The sequence below is a fragment of the Maridesulfovibrio pacificus (SeqCode) genome (assembly GCF_048612815.1).
GTDB lineage: Bacteria > Desulfobacterota > Desulfovibrionia > Desulfovibrionales > Desulfovibrionaceae > Maridesulfovibrio > Maridesulfovibrio pacificus.
This window is the reverse complement of the sequence record NZ_JBLZNE010000001.1, coordinates 880,258-896,295: the sequence shown is the minus strand read 5'-3', so window position 1 is coordinate 896,295 and position 16,038 is coordinate 880,258. Positions and strand designations below refer to the sequence as shown.

Here is a 16,038-nt window from a genome sequence, read left to right as displayed (position 1 = left end):
TGCTAAAGGCGGAGCGCCAAAGACACTCCGCCAGAAACAGCTAAAGTACGACAAGTCTGCTAGTTGGCTGCAAACTCGGCGTTGTTGATGGCAGCATGAACTTTAGGAGTCATGCCCATGACAGCCATAATTTTGTAAGCAATATCAACGTTGTCATAGTAACCGTTGAATGAAGAGGAACCGACACCCATAGCGGAAGTGGCGACAGGTACCCCGGTGTGTTTGTAGGAGGTCCAGCCGAGACCTGCGTTGTTATTCAGAACATGAGTAATGGTCACGGTCAGGGGATCATAACCGCCATACAGATTGTAGAGTTCGGGATTCTTGAATTCGGTCTCGTCCTTCATGGTACGAGCATATGCATCCTTGAGCATAGCAAGCTGGTAATCCTTTACAACAAGGGGATTCTTATTAGCATCACCTTCGAACTCAAGACCGAAGAAATGGGTAATAGTAGGCTGAAAGTCTTCAAAACTGGCATTACCTTTGTGTTCTTCTTTCCAGAGTTTAACAACCTGATCAGAGAACTGCTGGAAAGATATGGTCTGAGGCTTAAGGGCATCATAGTAAGAGCCATACTTTGTACCTGCGAAACCAAGAGTCAGCCCACCACACTCGTGGTCGCCGGTTACAACAATAAGGGTTTCTTCAGGATGTTTTTTAGCGAACTCAACAGCCTTGGCAATGGAATTGTCAAAAGCAATTGTGTTCTGAATGAAAGCTGCGGCATCGTTTGCGTGGCAGGCCCAGTCAATCTTACCGCCTTCAACCATAAGGAAAAAACCTTCGGGGCTATCGAGCATTTCAATTGCCTTGGCGGTAAACTCAGGGAGAGTAATGTCCTGAGGACGCATATCCATCGCATAAGGCAGAGCCTTGGAATCCTGAAGCCATGCATTCCAGGAAATGACTTTACCGTCAGCAGGCTTGAGAGCCATGAATTCTTCTTTGTCGGTTACTACTTTGTAGCCTGCTTTCTTGATCAGCTCGAGAGCGTTACCTTTGTAATTATTAGAATTTTTCTTCTTGTTGGTAACGTCTTTCAGGCCGCCACCGCCAAAGAAATCAAAATTACTTTCAGACAGGGCAACATCAATGTCGTAGTACTGTCCACGTGTGGGAACATGTGCGTAAAAAGCAGCTGGTGTTGCGTGGTCAATGGATACGCTGGAAACAATACCTACTTTCATACCGTCTGCTTTAGCCATTTCAGCAATGGACTTAACGTGCTTCTGGTTAGGAGCCATGCCGAGCATACCGATGTTGGTTTTCTGGCCGCTGGCAATAGAGGTTGCGGAAGCTGCGGAACCGGTAATGAACCTGTCGGCAGCGTAAGTGGTGGTCATTCCCTGTGCGGGGAAGGAGTTCATAAGGAGCTGGTCGCCTGTGAAGGCTTCGGTAGCACCCTTCTGGGGCAGACCCATGCCATCACCAATGAAGAGGAAGACGTACTTGGCCGGTTTGCCTTTGTATACGCGGACTCTTTTGTCTTTAGCGTATGCAGGTGCTGCAGCCATAAACATGGCACAGACCATAAGGGCAATCAATAATCTGATTTTGTTGGAAAATCTCATCACTTTCTCCTGATAATTATTTTATTTTGAAATAGGGCTCACGTACCCACTCCACTAGGGAGTCTTATCAGTCGAATGTGTCCTTCTTGTCACAGGAGGAAGTATTTTATGAAAACCAAAGCATAAGAATAACTACATGTAAAAATTATATTTGAATTATTTTTTAACATCATTAATTAACCAAAAGCTTATTTTCTTTTGATACATATGCTACAATGCAAATTAACGACAATACGAATCACTGAATACGTACAGGTTTTAAAGCTGGACAATTCCATCCGCGTTAAGTATACAATAGACAGTTAATATTGTTTAACAAATCAAGGATTACCCGGTGCGTAATAAATTTATCCCCATCTCTATTATACTTATTGTTCTCTTCGGACTGGCTGTTGCCGGTTATGTATCGCCTGAGAAGAAAGAAAAAATTCCGGTCCGCGTGCTATTTAAAAACAGCGGCGGTAAAGTAATTTTCAACCACATCCGCCATCACCGAGATTATGAAATACCTTGTGATAAATGCCACCACGAGCGTAAAACCAGCGACAATGAACCGCTTCCCTGCGGCTCCTGCCACCCGGAATCCTTTGATAAAGACTACGTGCGTGAACATATCCGTTCATTCCCGGACACCAGCTATTGCGTGCAGTGCCATCATGCTGAACTTGGCAAGCTTAACTTTGATCATGCCGCCCATGAAGAATATGCGGATGAAGACTGTCAGGCCTGCCACCACGATACCGATATCGAGAAAGAACCTCAGAAGTGCGGCAACTGCCACACCAACTCGGGATCAGCAGAAATACCAAGTGTACGGGATGCCGCCCATGAACGTTGCATAGACTGCCACGATGAAATGTTCGAAGCAGGGTTAAAAGGCTGCACTCCATGCCATAAGATGCAGGACATGAAAGACTACTCAGGAGATTTCACCGCCTGCGACCAATGTCATCAGGAAAATGACAAGGATCTCGTGCTCAACCGGACAAATGCCTTCCATGACCAATGCATGGATTGCCATAAGAAACTGCAACGTGGACCTTACAAAGACAGTGACTGCTCTAAGTGTCATTTAAAATAAAGGAAGACTGGATATGAATCCTCTATTTTCACTCGTTCCATCTGAACGCGGCCCCATAGTCAACACATGGGAGCAGGACCTTGGCGGCCCGTTTGAAATATGCCTTGAAATCACCGGTCTTGCACCGCTTGTACAAAGAAATGATAAAGTAGCAAAAGCGCAGCCTGTGGCAGTGGATAAAGCCGGCAGTAAGCCGACAATTCACAGCTCCATATCCGGCACAGTAACTGACGTAAAGAAAGACTTCATCACCATAAGGGAAGAAGGCACCCGCGTTGCCGAGCCCGTTGACTTTCCCGGAACAGGAACCCGTGAAATGCTCAACGCTTTGCGGGAAAGCGGAATCAATGTTCGCGGCCTGAAAAAAGACTGCACCCTGATAATCAACGCCATGCCCCATGAAGTCGGAATGGACGGACACCGCTATCTGATTGAAGAATTTACCGATGTCATGGTCACAGGGCTTAATTACCTCAAAAAAGCAATTTCCCCCAAGGCCTGCGCATTGGCCTGCCCCACCGGAATGGATTGGACTGTTCCCGGATGCACCGGACACGAAATTAATCCGGTTTACCCCAACAGCCTGCCGGAACTGCTCACCAAGGCCATAACCGGAAAAGAAATGCCCTCCGAGGTATGCGTAATTGATGCCACTACTCTTTACCGCATCGGCAGGACCATTCATGGCCGCCAGCCTGTTACCTTAGTAATAGTGAAAGTAGGCTCCACCCCTTTTCTTACTCCGGTAGGAACACCCGTAGGAACCCTGCTCAAGCTTGCAGATTTCAGACCCGCCGAGCATGACCGGGTCATATTGGGCGGACCATTAACAGGAGAAGCCGTCTACAGCCTTAAACACGGGGTATCCCCTGATACACAGGCCATAACCATACTCAAAGCAAACAAAGAACCTACTGTAAAAGACAATCCCTGTGTAGGCTGCGGGGAATGCGTTATCAAATGTCCGGCCCGACTTGAGCCTAATATGATTTCACGTCACTCGGAATTCGGTCTTTATGAGAATACACTAACTTACAATATCGCCTCCTGCATTGAATGCGGACTTTGCGGATACTGGTGCAAAGCTCAAAGGCCTATGCTGCAATACATCCGTCTGGCTAAAAAAGAACTGGCGGCCAAGCCGATAATTGAAGATTTGAGGGAGAAGCAATGAAGCCATTAAACGGGGCCCCCGTATTAACCGTCTCCATCCCTCCCCATGCCCATTGCGGAAGGACATTCAAGCAGGATGCATTTGAAACAATCATCGCTTTGCTTCCGGCTGCAGCATTTGCAATCTGGCATTATCAGATGCTGGCTGTCCGGGTATTGGCCCTTTCATGCTTCACGGCAGTGATCACTGAAACCATCTGCCTGTATTTCATGAAACGGGAAATTGAAGCTGACAACTATACAGCCTTACTTTACGGCCTGATGTTCGGTTTTTTGATTCCCCCGGCAGCACCGTGGTGGCTGGTCGTTGCAGGCAGCTTCATATCTGTTTTCATGGGCCGTATGATTTTCGGAGGACTTGGAACCAACCCGCTTTGTGTACCGCTGGTAGGCTGGGCAGTTCTTGCTGTTTCATGGCCGGAGCTTATGGATTTCGACATGACCATGCTGGCTTCGGAACTAACCTATCCATTGAGCCAGTTAAAAAACTTCGGACCGGAAACGCTGGATGAATATTCGCTCAAGTCCCTGCTGCTCGGCTTCCAGCTTGGAGGCACCGGGGCAGCTCAGGCCGGAGCGGTCATGCTGGGGGGAATTTATCTGCTGGCCCGCAGAATTGTTAGACCTGACATTCCGCTGGCCTTCATAGCCGGGGTTGCAGCGACAGCAGCAATTTTCTTTTTCATTGATCCCCTTGAGTACGCTTCACCGGAATACCATCTGCTCTGCGGTTCTACCCTTTTCGGGGCATTCTTTCTGGCAACAGACGGCCCCTCTTCGCCCGCAGGCCATATTCCCATGCTCACCTATGGATTCATCGGAGGAGCACTGGTTGTTATCATCCGGGTCTATGGAATTTACCCCGACGGCGTACCATTTGCCATTCTGCTGGCAAACCTGATGACTCCGCTGGTTGATAAACTCAAACCCGGACCATTCGGCGGCATAACCAACATCCACCTGCGGAGGCGGTCATGAAAGAAGGAATAAAGATGATCGCAGTGCTGACCATCATTTGCGGGATGTTCAGCGTGACCCTCGCTACTTTGAAGCAAGCCACTGAAGGCCGCATTGAAGAACAGGTGCTGACCTATGTGCAGGGCCCTGCAATCAGCGAGGTGCTCAACGGATATGACAATTCCCCGGTAAAGGACCGTAAGAAGTTCAGTATCCCGGGAATGGAAACCGAGGCTACTGTTTTCCCGGCAATAAAAGACGGTAAGCTTCTCGGCGTTGCCCTTGAGACTTTTGCCAAAGGTTACGGCGGAGACGTAGGAGTTATGGTAGGATTCAATCTGACAGATAATAATCTTTCAGGCATCGGCATCACTACCATGAAAGAAACCCCCGGTGTTGGATCAAGAGTAGCCGGACACGGATTCACCAGCCAGTTCAAGGGGCACACCACAGCCGTTGAACTTACTTCCAAAGGCGGAAATATCGAAGGAATTTCCGGAGCGACCATTTCTTCCACCGCATCCGTTGAAGCTGTAAAACAGGCTGTTTCCATTTTCCAGAAGATCAAACCACAGATTACTCAAGCTTGGTCAAAGGGGTCATAAAATGAGCAGATTATGGAAAGAATTTTCAAAAGGACTCTGGAAGGACCTACCCCCATTCAAAGTAGTACTCGGCCTCTGCCCGGTGCTGGCTGTGACCAAGACTGCGGATAACGGTTTCGGTATGGGCATGGCAGTTATCTTCGTGTTGACCATGTCCAACATCCTTGTTTCCATCTTCCGTAAGATAATACCACCCAAGGTACGTATCGCCTGCTTCATCGTTATCGCGGCCTCGCTGGTTGTATCGGTGGAGTTACTCATGCAGGCATTTGCCTACCCGCTCTACCAACAGCTGGGCATCTTCGTTCCACTTATTGTAGTCAACTGTATCATCCTCGGCCGTGCTGAAGCATTTGCCTCCAAGAACCCGATCCTGCTTTCCGCTGCGGACGGTCTCGGTATGGGTATCGGTTTCACCATTTCCCTGACCCTGCTCGGCGGACTGCGTGAACTATTCGGCTACGGGACCATTTTCGGCAATCAGATCATGCCGGAGAGCTTCAAACCGTTTTCGTTCATGATTGAGGCACCGGGAGCTTTTGTCTGCCTTGGGCTTATGCTCTCAGCCATGAACATATTCACCAGCTGGCAGGCCAGACGAAAAGGACAGGCAGTACTGGATGATCCCCGACATGACTGCAAAACCTGCGGCATTTGCAGCCGATAAAGGAAACAGAATATGAAAGAATATTTCCTGCTCTTTATATCGGCCATATTCGTTAACAACATTGTCCTTGCTCAATACTTGGGTAACTGCCCTTTCATTGGAACTTCCAAGAAAATTTCCGTCGCCATGGGCATGGGCGGCGCAGTGGTCTTCGTTGCCACTATGGCGGCAGCCATCACATGGGCGGTGCAGGAATATCTGCTCGATCCGCTTGGTTTGGAATATCTCCAGACCCTGACCTTCATCCTCGTCATCGCATCACTAGTTCAGTTTGTGGAAATGTTCCTGAAAAAAGCAGTACCGCCACTTTACAAATCGCTTGGTATCTTCCTGCCGCTCATTACAACCAACTGCGCGGTAATGGGTATTGCAATCATCTGCCAACGGGAAGAATTCACTTTTATCAAAACCGTGGCTTTTTCCTTTGCATCCGGACTGGGCTTCATGCTTGCTTTGATCGTGCTTTCTTCCATCAGGGAAAGGATTGAAGTTTCAAGGACACCCAAATCCATGAAAGGAACGCCGATTGCGCTGGTTATGGCAGGCTTAATGTCTCTTGCATTTTTTGCATTTAAAGGGATGATTTAATTATGATTCTTAATTCACTTCTCGTACTCATGGGACTGGGCTTTACTGCCGCAACAATTCTTGCTGTGGCTTCCAAAATCCTGCACGTCAAAGAGGACCCGCGTATTGCGCAGGTTGAGGACGTTCTGCCCGGAGTAAACTGCGGAGGCTGCGGCTATGCAGGATGCAATGGTGCGGCCAATGCAGTTGTGGAAGGGAAATCAGGAGCCAATGTCTGTGTTATCGGCGGCATTGAAACAGCCAAGGCTGTCGGCGCGGTCATGGGACTGGAAGTGCTGGATATGGAACCGGAACTAGCTTTCCGCGACTGTACCGGCGGGGAGCGTGCTGAAGAACTTTTCAATTATGAAGGAGCAAACAACTGCCGCGCACAGGCCCTGCTCTATGACGGTTCCAAAACCTGCCCGGAAGGCTGTCTGGGCCTTGGAACATGTGAGGCGGTATGCCCATTTGATGCCATCCATATGGGGCCGGAAGGATTGCCTGTAGTTGACCCGCTGGCCTGCCGCGCCTGTCGTAAATGCGTGGAAGCATGCCCGCGCGGAGTACTTTCTATTGTTTCCATGAGTGCCAAACTGCTGCATCTGGAAGAAGTCAACGACTGCCTCGCCCCCTGCCATCAGAAATGTCCTGCTAACATCAATATTCCCCGCTATATAGAAGCCGCCGACAAAGGCGATTACGCCGGGGCGGTTAATATTATCCGTGAGCGCAACCCTCTGCTGCTGGTTTGCGGCAGAGTCTGTCCGCGACCTTGTGAAACTGTCTGCCGCCGCACTCATGTGGATCAACCGGTAGGCATCAACATGATCAAACGTTTTGTGGCCGACTGGGAAATGAACAACAACCTTCGCCTGCCCATCCCCTGCGCCAAAGAGACCGGACACAAGGTCGCAATCATCGGTGGCGGTCCGGCAGGGCTTTCCTGCGCTAATTACCTGCGCCGTCTCGGACACAGCCCGACAATCATCGAAGCCATGCCTGAGCTTGGCGGACAGCTGCGTTACGGTATCCCGGAATACAGGCTGCCCAAGAAAGACCTTGCATGGGAAATCCAAGGCATACTCGACCTTGGTATAGATGTGCGCACAGAACAAAAACTTGGCCCGAACTTCACTATTAACGACCTTACTGAAGAAGGGTTTGAAGCTTTCTTCATGGGTATAGGTGCGTGGGCCAGCGGAGCCCTGCGCATTGACGGAGAAGAAGCGCAAGGCGTGATTTCCGGTACGGAATTTCTTACAGCTATAGGACTCGGCCAAACACCGAATATCGGCAAAAGAGTAATTGTTGTCGGGGGCGGAAACACAGCCATTGATGCAGCCAGAACGTGCATACGTTTTGGATGTGAAGTAACCTTGCTCTATCGACGCACACGTAATGAAATGCCAGCTAACGAAGAAGAAATTATTGGTGCCGAAGATGAAGGCGTAAAATATGTATTTCTTTCCGCACCAACCAAAGTCATCATTGACGACAAAGGCAAAGCCACTCATCTGGAATGTATAAAAATGGAACTGGGTGAACCGGACGAATCAGGACGCCGCCGTCCTGTGCAGGTAGAGGGAACTGAAGAACGTTATCCTGTGGATACCATCATCTCCGCTATCGGACAAAAGCCCCAGCTTTCCTGCTTTTATACCGCAGGAGAAGAGCAATGCAATATCGATTTCACCCGCTGGAGGACCATTGATGCAAACCCGGAGACTCTGCAGACTTCAATCCCTATGGTCTTTGCTGGCGGAGATGCTGTTTCAGGGCCGGATCTGGTCATATCGGCTGTTGGAGCAGGAAGACATGCAGCCCGTTCGATTCACTATCTGCTTACCAAAGGAGAAATACCCGTAGCGGACAACACTATGCGTGACCTGATTCCCTATACCCTCTTTAAGGATGTGGATGGCTGCAAGAATAAAGAACGCACTGAAATGCCCCACAACTGCACCGGCGAAGACCGGACATCGACATTCAAGGAAATTGAAGGCTGTCTCACTGAAGAGGAATTACGCTACGAAACCTCACGTTGCCTACGCTGCGGCCTGATCTGTTACGACCGGGATGTCCCGCTGGAAAATGTATTCACTAACCGGGTCGGAGAAAAAGTAGAATAAAACAGCTGTCAGCTATATGGTAATTACAAAGGGCCCTCTTCGTACTCCTGCATTTTTGATTCAATTTCGAATTCATTTTGAAATGAATCAATCGCTGTCTCAGCAACATCCATATCGCTGATAGCGGCTACGTGACTAACAGCATCGCCCTTGTGAACGAGCGGACTCTGCAATTGCCCAATAATTACCCCACTTGTGGGTGAAATAATTTGATGTTCAGACTCACCCAAAGGATCTGTAACAAGTCCAAGAACCTGATTCTTATCTACTATTTCACCTAATTGGACGCGTGGCAGAAATATTCCACTGGAGGAAGCGCGTGCCCATGTTGAATTCTTGGCCAGAATCGGTTGCGTACATTTTGATTTTTGTTTCGCCTTTGGAAGCATACCCAAGTGCCTAAGAACAGAAACCACGCCCTGAGTTCCAACTCTAATGGGAATCGGATCAAATTGCATGGACTGCCCGCCCTCAAATAGAAGCAGGGGAATCTTTCTATCGTATGCGGCCTTCCGTAAAGAACCATCACGAAGCTCTGTGTCCAGCACAACCGGAGCACCAAACGCCATAGCCATTTCTTTAATGACAGGGTCGCTCGTTGCGGCTCTTATTTGCGGCAGATTGCTCCTAAAATTTGCTCCAGTATGAAAATCTATTCCATGAGTTGAACGGGCAACAATCTCCTCCATGAAAATAGAAGCCAGTTGTCCGGTTAATGACCCTTTTGGCGAGCCGGGGAAAAATCTATTCAAGTCACGTCGATCAGGCAAATAACGAGTTCTATTCACGAATCCGAATGTATTGACCACAGGGACGGCGATAAGAGTTCCCCTCAGTGAATTCAGAAGCTTCAATTTGAGCAAACGGCGTATTATCTCAACTCCGTTAATCTCGTCACCATGTACAGCTCCCGACAAAAAAACAGTGGGACCTTGAATCCTGCCATGAACGACATGGACGTCCATATACAGCTCATTACGATTGTACATTTTAGCTGCAGCAATATTGACAGTCCGACGATGTCCAGGAGGAATTTCTTCTCCGGCAATGCTGAATGGCGACCGCTCTATTTTCATCTTATTTCACGTCCTTTATCCAAAAAAATCTGGATCTTTGTCTTATCAAAGGAATGCTTCTTTATAATCATAAAATCATTCAAGTTAGAAATGATTTTTATCAAACTAATCGTCAGCCTACAACGGCTTAGACAGAGTCACACGCAAAACGCAAAACAAAAAATACCGGACCGATGGATATAAAAAAAGGGCGCACCGGGAAATCCCGATGCGCCCAAACTTTGATCGCTCAAAGCTATTATTTCTGGAGGCCGGACTGTACGTCCTTGAGGAGCTCCTGAACCTTTGCAAGCTTAGCCTGCTCTTCTTCGCTGAGCTGAGCTCCAACGTAAGCAGCTTTCTGGTTCATTTCTTCAATAATGCCGTCCATAATGATATGTCTGGTTTTAGTGGGAAGTTTTTCGAGTTCAACCAGTCTGCCGTCTACAACAGCCATCTGGGAATTCAAGGCTTCCACGTCACCGCGTACGGTCTGCAGATCTTTAACTTCAGCGGTAAGGCTGGTCAGATTCTGATTCAGGCCGTAGAAAAATACTACGAGAAGAACAACTGCCATGAAAGAAATGATAATTGCTACCTTACCCATGTCTTTCTGAGCAGTTTCACCGACACCAGATGCGATGTCTTCACCCAGCTTTTCTTCATTCTGCTGGTAATCTTCGATCTGATGCACTTTTTCAGTTGCTGCGCTCATTTTTTTCCTCCTAAATGATCGTGTTTATAACGAAAAAGGACTATACTTCAAGGACGATTTCAAATCAAGAATTTATACCTTTTTTAAAAATTTTGATCCATCCTCCCTGCAAACACTCCGTGATTCTCACAAATAATCAGCCAGCGCAACCATGTTATTTCCAAAACATGAACTTTAATTTTTTTGCATTAAAATAATACCCAGCCCCAGCCACTTATAGAAATTACTGAGCACAGAGAACAATCTCTCGGCACAATATTTGCTTTTATTAAGAAAAATAAATTTACGGAAAAGATTTCCTAACAATATTCTCAGGAGCCTGAAAATGTTCACCAGCTCAATTATAAGCGGATCAAGCACTGCCGGAAGCTATTTTTCAAACATAGCCAACAATTCCCAAAGCGTAAGAACACCTAATATTTCAAGTAGCTTAACCCCTTCTCAGATCCGCAGACAGTTGCAGATGCAATTCGCCACCATGAGTTTCGGATTGGACTCAAGCGAACAGCAGCAGGTAAATGGATATTTCTCACAACTAAATAATATATATGGTGTCAATGATTCGTCTATCCGCGAAGAACAGGAAAAAAAATTCAAAGAGCTGAAAAAAGAACTGGATGAACTTTACGGTCTTGATAAGGAGCCCAAAGAGCTCACATCTGAAGAACAAAAGAAAGTAGACGAACTCCAGACAAAACTGGACGAACTTTATGAAATTGTTCCCACCAAAGATCCACAGGGCGCAGACCGTCAAAGAGCTGAAAGCCTTAAATGGGAACTGAAAAAGATGTACTACCCTGAAGGTAAAGTGCTCTCTGCTGCGGAAAAGAAAAAGGAAGCCTCCATTCAGAAAGAGCTGAAAGAACTATTCGGTATCACCGGGCCTAAAACCTTGACTGAGGAAGAACAGGTAAAAGCGGATGAACTGAATAAACAGATAGACGAGATCAAAGGAACCACCAAAAAGGAACTTAACGAAGAAGAATCCAAACGGGCGGATGAAATCCTTGCAGAAATGGAAAAAATTGCAGGCAGTCTGGTAACGCACGGACTTAGCAATGCTGAAAAGAACCTTTATTACAAACTCGATGAGCAGTCAGATGCCCTTAAAGACAAAGCTAAGGAGTCCGGCCTGTCTGACGAAGAACAGGATAAACTCGCCAAAATAACAAAGAATATCAACACACTGCTCGACAAAGCCGCCGCAATTCAGGAACAGCAGGATAAACAGGCAGGTCAGGTTCACGGCCAGCTTAACGGTTTTTTTGCGCAGTTGGGAATGGTGGGTGGCGGAACGCTGCTCTCAAAAAGCATATAGATTTCTCTTGAAAAGCACGTAAATTTTTCTTACCCCTAAAAGCCTACACAATAAAAAACGGAGCAAAGCTCCCTTGCATAAAATTTCAGGCCGAAAGGAGTAAGTAGATATGCCGATTTTTGAATTTAAATGCCCTAAATGCGGTAAAGAATTTGATGAACTGGTAATGCCCGGAAAAGACGCTAAGGCTGACTGTCCCGAGTGCGGCCATAAAGAATGCGAAAAGCTGCTCTCCATGGGCAATGTACGTCCCAACGGTATCCCCAAAGGAATGGGCGGATACAAAGAACCGTGCAAGGGATGTAACGGCTGCGGCTAAGCCCATGCTTGAAAAATTTTGAGACTATAAACGAAGCCCCCCGGAAGCATAAGCATCCGGGGGGCTTTTAGTTCTACTCTTTAAACTTGGATATCATATAATTGAACATCACCTGTTCGACGGTAGATGAAACAATTCTCTTCAGCAATTCCCATTCTTTCATGTATTCCCTGCAACCATTGTGTGCGCCCAAATGAATGAGTCGGCACAAAAACCTGAGGCTTGACCGCTCTCGCAAGTTCTCCGCCTCCGGCAAGACTTTCCAGCCTTCTGTCCACATTGGAAAAAGCAATCTGGACACCGTAATCAACCACTCTATCCACAGCTGAACGGAAAAATGAACGGGTGAAATCAAGTTCATTCTGCGAAGCTGTTTCCCAATCCCAACAGGCCAAATCACCGCCGTTGTAGACCCTTAACCCTTGATCATCACTGAAAAGAAAAGCCACGCCCAAATCATTAGACATGAGAGTTTCAATCCTCAGACCATGAAAATCATACTTTTCATCCGGCTCAACAATAAGTGCATCACCAAAATCAAGACCGGGGTACATTTCTTCAATATCATCTGAAATCACGGCCTGCAAAGAAGCTGCGCTCGCGCATACTTCACGGTAGTCCGGCGCAAAATGATCAAGATGACTATGAGAAAAAAAGGCTGTTACCTTTCGTCCGGCAAGAGATTCCTGCAAGGCAGAAAGTACCTTCTTACTCCTGAACCGATCTGCCGGAATATCGAAAACATAACAGTTTTCCCCGGCATCAATCACAAAGCAATTATGGAAGATATGCACAATACGAACCTGCATAAAACTACTCGGCTTTAGCAGCTTCCTGTTCTTCCAGAAATGCACGACTGACCGGCAGATAGACATGTGACCACGAAGTCAGATGCCCTGCGAGGTATTCAGCGTCAGGACCGGACCCGCAAAACAGGTCAACCCTTGTCCCTTTAATAGCTCCACCGCGATCCTGTGCCATAACGACCTTAGCAAAAGGAGTCTTGCCCCTTCCATCCTGCTGCGGAAGACGGGTGGTCAACAGAGCCAGCGAACCAAGGGGAAGAACCTTGCTGTCGACAGCAACGCTGGCCATGGGTGTAAGGGGGGTGCCCATGGAACCGAACGGCCCCTCATCATCCAACCTAAAAAATACATAGCTGGGGTTAGTGGTCAGTAATTCCTGAACCAGATCAGGATTGGCACCAAGGAAAGCCTTGATCTTCTGCATGCTCATTCCTTCCTTGGGAAGAAGGCCGCGCTGAATCAGAACCTTGCCAAGTGAAACATATTTTAGTCCGTTTTTCCCGGCATAAAGCACATGCTTTACACTTCCATCCGGCAGGACAAGACGTCCTGACCCCTGAATCTGAAGTATAAACACATCCACTAAATCTTTAACCCATGCAATCTCAAGCCCCTTGCCTCCCAAGGCTCCTTCAAAATCAATGTCCTTACGGTCATAGTAAGGGTGCACCTCACCATTTTCCTGACGGTAAATTAGACTCTGCCCTTTCCATCGATGGTGGAATTTCCCGAGATCAAGGGTCTGCAAGTCGCCGGGAATACTATAGAGCGGATATGGGTAATCCGGGTGGGGAACGAGCGATGCCTCCAGATATGGTTCATAATATCCGGTCAACAGGGTTCTTGGAGCCATGGAATACCAAGCAAATTTCTCTTCCAAAAGCTCGGGATATTCTTCAAGCAGGGGCAAAAGACTGAGCATTTCCTCATTGGTCCGCTTAAGCATTCCCCAGGTAATCTGCATACGTCCGTACTTTGCAGCCACACCGTTATCCGGTTTTCGGGATAAATATCTGAGATTTCGTTCAATTCCTTTTTGCAGATCCATCCATGAGAAATCTTCACCACCCTGATACTGCAAACGACTTATAAGTCCGGAAACCTGAGCTGCATCTACCTTGGCATACCCTTTATCATGAGGTTCTATACGGACACTGTGGGTCGAGCATCCACCTAAACAAAAGAGGATCAGCATTCCACAAAAAAAGGCGGAGAATATTTTTCTATAACTCAAAAACAACACCGAAACCTGCCTTATTTGATGATATATTATTACGATTAGACTGGAAAAAAAACAAAGATTAGCTTACACATTCACAAGTATATACGTAATACATGTTGCTACTCACAACCCAGTAAATAAATGCCACTGCCACAGGAACAAATATGCGCTTTTTTCCTATCTTAGCAGCTATCATTGCCATTTTGATGACATCTTCTCCCAGCCTAGCCTACCGCTGGGACTTGGTTATTCTTACAACCTCCGGCCTCAACGGGCAATTGCTTCCAGCGGAAGAAAAAAATGAGCAACATAGTACCGGCATGGTACGTACTTTCGGAGGATTTGCAAGAATTCAGTCAGTATTTGAATCATATAGAGACAAATATCCCGGATCGACAATAACCGTGGCTACCGGCGACGATCTCATGGGAGAATCACTGACAAACGAAAAAGGCAGGACTGTTTTTGAAGCAATGAATATGATGGGATTCGATGTATCCACACTCGGAAACCATGAATTCAATAGGGGGACTAAATTTTTGGCTAATTGCCTGAAAAGCAAAAAATTCCCTACTGTATGCAGTAACCTGAACATAGCGAAAGGCAATCCCTTAAGTAATCACATAGCCAGCACAGTAATCCTCGAACGTAATTTCATAAAAGTCGGATTTATGGGTATGATTCTGCCGGAACTCAAGCTTATATCAAATCCCGGATCAGGGATTTCAATACCTGTCGACTACATTAAGTCCGCCCGAAAAACTGCGCACGATTTAAAATTTAACCAAAAGACAGACCTGATTATTCTTTTAAGCCATCTACCTCTTGAAGCCCAGAAACAGCTCCTGCAGGAAGTCCCGGAAATAGATATTGTCTGCGGCGGACAAAGCTACAAAGATATATATCCCGGACAGGAAATCATCGCCCGCGACGCTGCTACCCCCGGTTTAATGGTTCAATGCGGAAGCCAAGGACGCTATGTCGGCGTTTTAAAGATCAACATGAATGCTAGAGCAATCAATAAGCACGAGTGGACGATTATTCCGGTAACCGACAATACACAGGAAGACAGCCGGATAAAAGCATTTCTCTCATCAAAGGTACAAGACACCACGAGCATTCCTGTTGCTATTTCCCCGGTTGCGCTGGACACCCGTGCCGCATCCATACGTACTGGTGAAACAATCGCCGGAAGCCTGGTAAGTTCCATCATGCGAGAGAAATTCAATACGGATATCGCGTTTCAGAATGGCGGTGGATTCAGAGGAAATAAGATAATCCCAGCAGGACCGCTAACAGACCAAGATATCAACACAATGTTCCCCTTTGGGAACAAAATGACTGTGATTAAAGTTTCAGGGAAGATCCTAAAACAAATTCTTGAGCGTTCAGTGCACAAACTACCTGCTTCTTCAGGAGCATTCCTCCAGATTTCAGGCCTAAAATTCACTTTGGATATAACCGGACAAGCTCAAGAGCTGGAATTAAACAGCACAGGTAAACCGACTAAAATCAAAACAGCTGGTTCACGAGTTTCCAATATTAAAATCATGGATAAATCAGGGAACTACAAATCCATAAACGAAACGCGTAAATATTCCATCGCTACCAACTCTTACTTAGCAAGAGGCGGAGATGGATACATCATGCTCAAAGACGTACCGGAAAAAGTCGCGACATTTGTAAAGGTCAACGAAGTGATCAAATCCGGCATGCTGAAAATGAAAAAACTGAAAACAGAATTCCCGCAAGTAATCTATTCACCGGACGGTTCACCTTATAAAAAAAGACTTTAACTCTCTGCCTTCAAACGGGTGCAAAATCACTCAATAATTTAGAGTCTTAAA

15 protein-coding genes are annotated in these 16,038 nt (G+C 46.9%); 10 read left to right on the top strand and 5 right to left on the bottom strand.

The window, feature by feature from the left end; all coding sequences use genetic code 11:
* Positions 1-59: 59 nt before the first annotated feature.
* Positions 60-1,574 carry an alkaline phosphatase gene (locus ACNI23_RS04300; RefSeq protein ID WP_420246980.1) on the bottom strand — a complete coding sequence of 505 codons (1,515 nt, stop codon included), beginning with the start codon at positions 1,572-1,574 and terminating at the stop codon, positions 60-62.
* 334 nt (positions 1,575-1,908) lie between these two features.
* Here ACNI23_RS04300 and ACNI23_RS04295 point away from each other — a divergent pair, with 334 nt between their 5' ends.
* From ACNI23_RS04295 to ACNI23_RS04265, 7 genes are read left to right on the top strand one after another with little or no spacing between them, the layout of a single operon-like run.
* The gene (locus ACNI23_RS04295) at positions 1,909-2,655 is read left to right on the top strand and encodes a cytochrome c3 family protein (RefSeq protein ID WP_420246978.1); all 747 of its coding nucleotides are present in this window, start codon (positions 1,909-1,911) and stop codon (positions 2,653-2,655) included.
* 13 nt (positions 2,656-2,668) lie between these two features.
* Positions 2,669-3,829 (top strand): 4Fe-4S dicluster domain-containing protein, encoded by a 1,161-nt coding sequence (locus ACNI23_RS04290; RefSeq protein WP_420246977.1) that lies wholly within the window; start codon positions 2,669-2,671, stop codon positions 3,827-3,829.
* Entirely contained in the window at positions 3,826-4,806 is a 981-nt protein-coding gene (locus tag ACNI23_RS04285; protein WP_420246976.1) for an RnfABCDGE type electron transport complex subunit D, read from the top strand. Before ACNI23_RS04290 ends, ACNI23_RS04285 begins: the two co-directional genes overlap by 4 nt.
* The gene (rnfG, locus tag ACNI23_RS04280) at positions 4,803-5,390 is read left to right on the top strand and encodes an RnfABCDGE type electron transport complex subunit G (protein WP_420246975.1); all 588 of its coding nucleotides are present in this window, start codon (positions 4,803-4,805) and stop codon (positions 5,388-5,390) included. Before ACNI23_RS04285 ends, rnfG begins: the two co-directional genes overlap by 4 nt.
* Position 5,391: 1 nt before the next feature.
* Positions 5,392-6,057: an electron transport complex subunit RsxE gene (rsxE, locus tag ACNI23_RS04275; protein ID WP_420246974.1), complete on the top strand. Its 666-nt coding sequence runs from the start codon at positions 5,392-5,394 to the stop codon at positions 6,055-6,057.
* 12 nt (positions 6,058-6,069) lie between these two features.
* Complete coding sequence (locus ACNI23_RS04270) at positions 6,070-6,645, top strand: electron transport complex protein RnfA (RefSeq protein ID WP_420246973.1); 576 nt, start codon at positions 6,070-6,072, stop codon at positions 6,643-6,645.
* Positions 6,646-6,647: 2 nt separating this feature from the next.
* Positions 6,648-8,756, top strand: a complete 2,109-nt coding sequence (locus tag ACNI23_RS04265; RefSeq protein ID WP_420246972.1) for an FAD-dependent oxidoreductase — start codon at positions 6,648-6,650, stop codon at positions 8,754-8,756.
* A gap of 23 nt (positions 8,757-8,779) precedes the next feature.
* On the opposite strand, the gene ACNI23_RS04260 is transcribed toward ACNI23_RS04265, so the two are convergent.
* Positions 8,780-9,832, bottom strand: a complete 1,053-nt coding sequence (locus ACNI23_RS04260; RefSeq protein WP_420246970.1) for a succinylglutamate desuccinylase/aspartoacylase family protein — start codon at positions 9,830-9,832, stop codon at positions 8,780-8,782.
* 238 nt (positions 9,833-10,070) lie between these two features.
* A complete protein-coding gene (locus ACNI23_RS04255) occupies positions 10,071-10,526 on the bottom strand; it encodes a hypothetical protein (protein WP_420246969.1) in 456 nt (151 codons plus the stop codon).
* Positions 10,527-10,851: 325 nt separating this feature from the next.
* On the opposite strand from ACNI23_RS04255, the gene ACNI23_RS04250 reads away from it, so the two are divergent.
* Both ACNI23_RS04250 and ACNI23_RS04245 read left to right on the top strand, forming a co-directional pair.
* Positions 10,852-11,844 (top strand): hypothetical protein, encoded by a 993-nt coding sequence (locus tag ACNI23_RS04250; protein ID WP_420246967.1) that lies wholly within the window; start codon positions 10,852-10,854, stop codon positions 11,842-11,844.
* Between the two features lie 109 nt (positions 11,845-11,953).
* Positions 11,954-12,163 (top strand): FmdB family zinc ribbon protein, encoded by a 210-nt coding sequence (locus tag ACNI23_RS04245; protein WP_015851609.1) that lies wholly within the window; start codon positions 11,954-11,956, stop codon positions 12,161-12,163.
* An 80-nt stretch (positions 12,164-12,243) separates the two neighbouring features.
* Here ACNI23_RS04245 and ACNI23_RS04240 read toward each other — a convergent pair whose 3' ends face one another.
* Together ACNI23_RS04240 and mltA are read right to left on the bottom strand one after the other, a co-directional pair.
* Positions 12,244-12,972, bottom strand: coding sequence for an MBL fold metallo-hydrolase (locus ACNI23_RS04240; RefSeq protein ID WP_420246966.1), 729 nt, complete (start codon positions 12,970-12,972; stop codon positions 12,244-12,246).
* A gap of 4 nt (positions 12,973-12,976) precedes the next feature.
* A complete protein-coding gene (gene mltA, locus ACNI23_RS04235) occupies positions 12,977-14,212 on the bottom strand; it encodes a murein transglycosylase A (protein ID WP_420246965.1) in 1,236 nt (411 codons plus the stop codon).
* Positions 14,213-14,355: 143 nt separating this feature from the next.
* Here mltA and ACNI23_RS04230 point away from each other — a divergent pair, with 143 nt between their 5' ends.
* Complete coding sequence (locus tag ACNI23_RS04230; RefSeq protein WP_420246964.1) at positions 14,356-15,987, top strand: bifunctional metallophosphatase/5'-nucleotidase; 1,632 nt, start codon at positions 14,356-14,358, stop codon at positions 15,985-15,987.
* Positions 15,988-16,038: the final 51 nt, after the last annotated feature.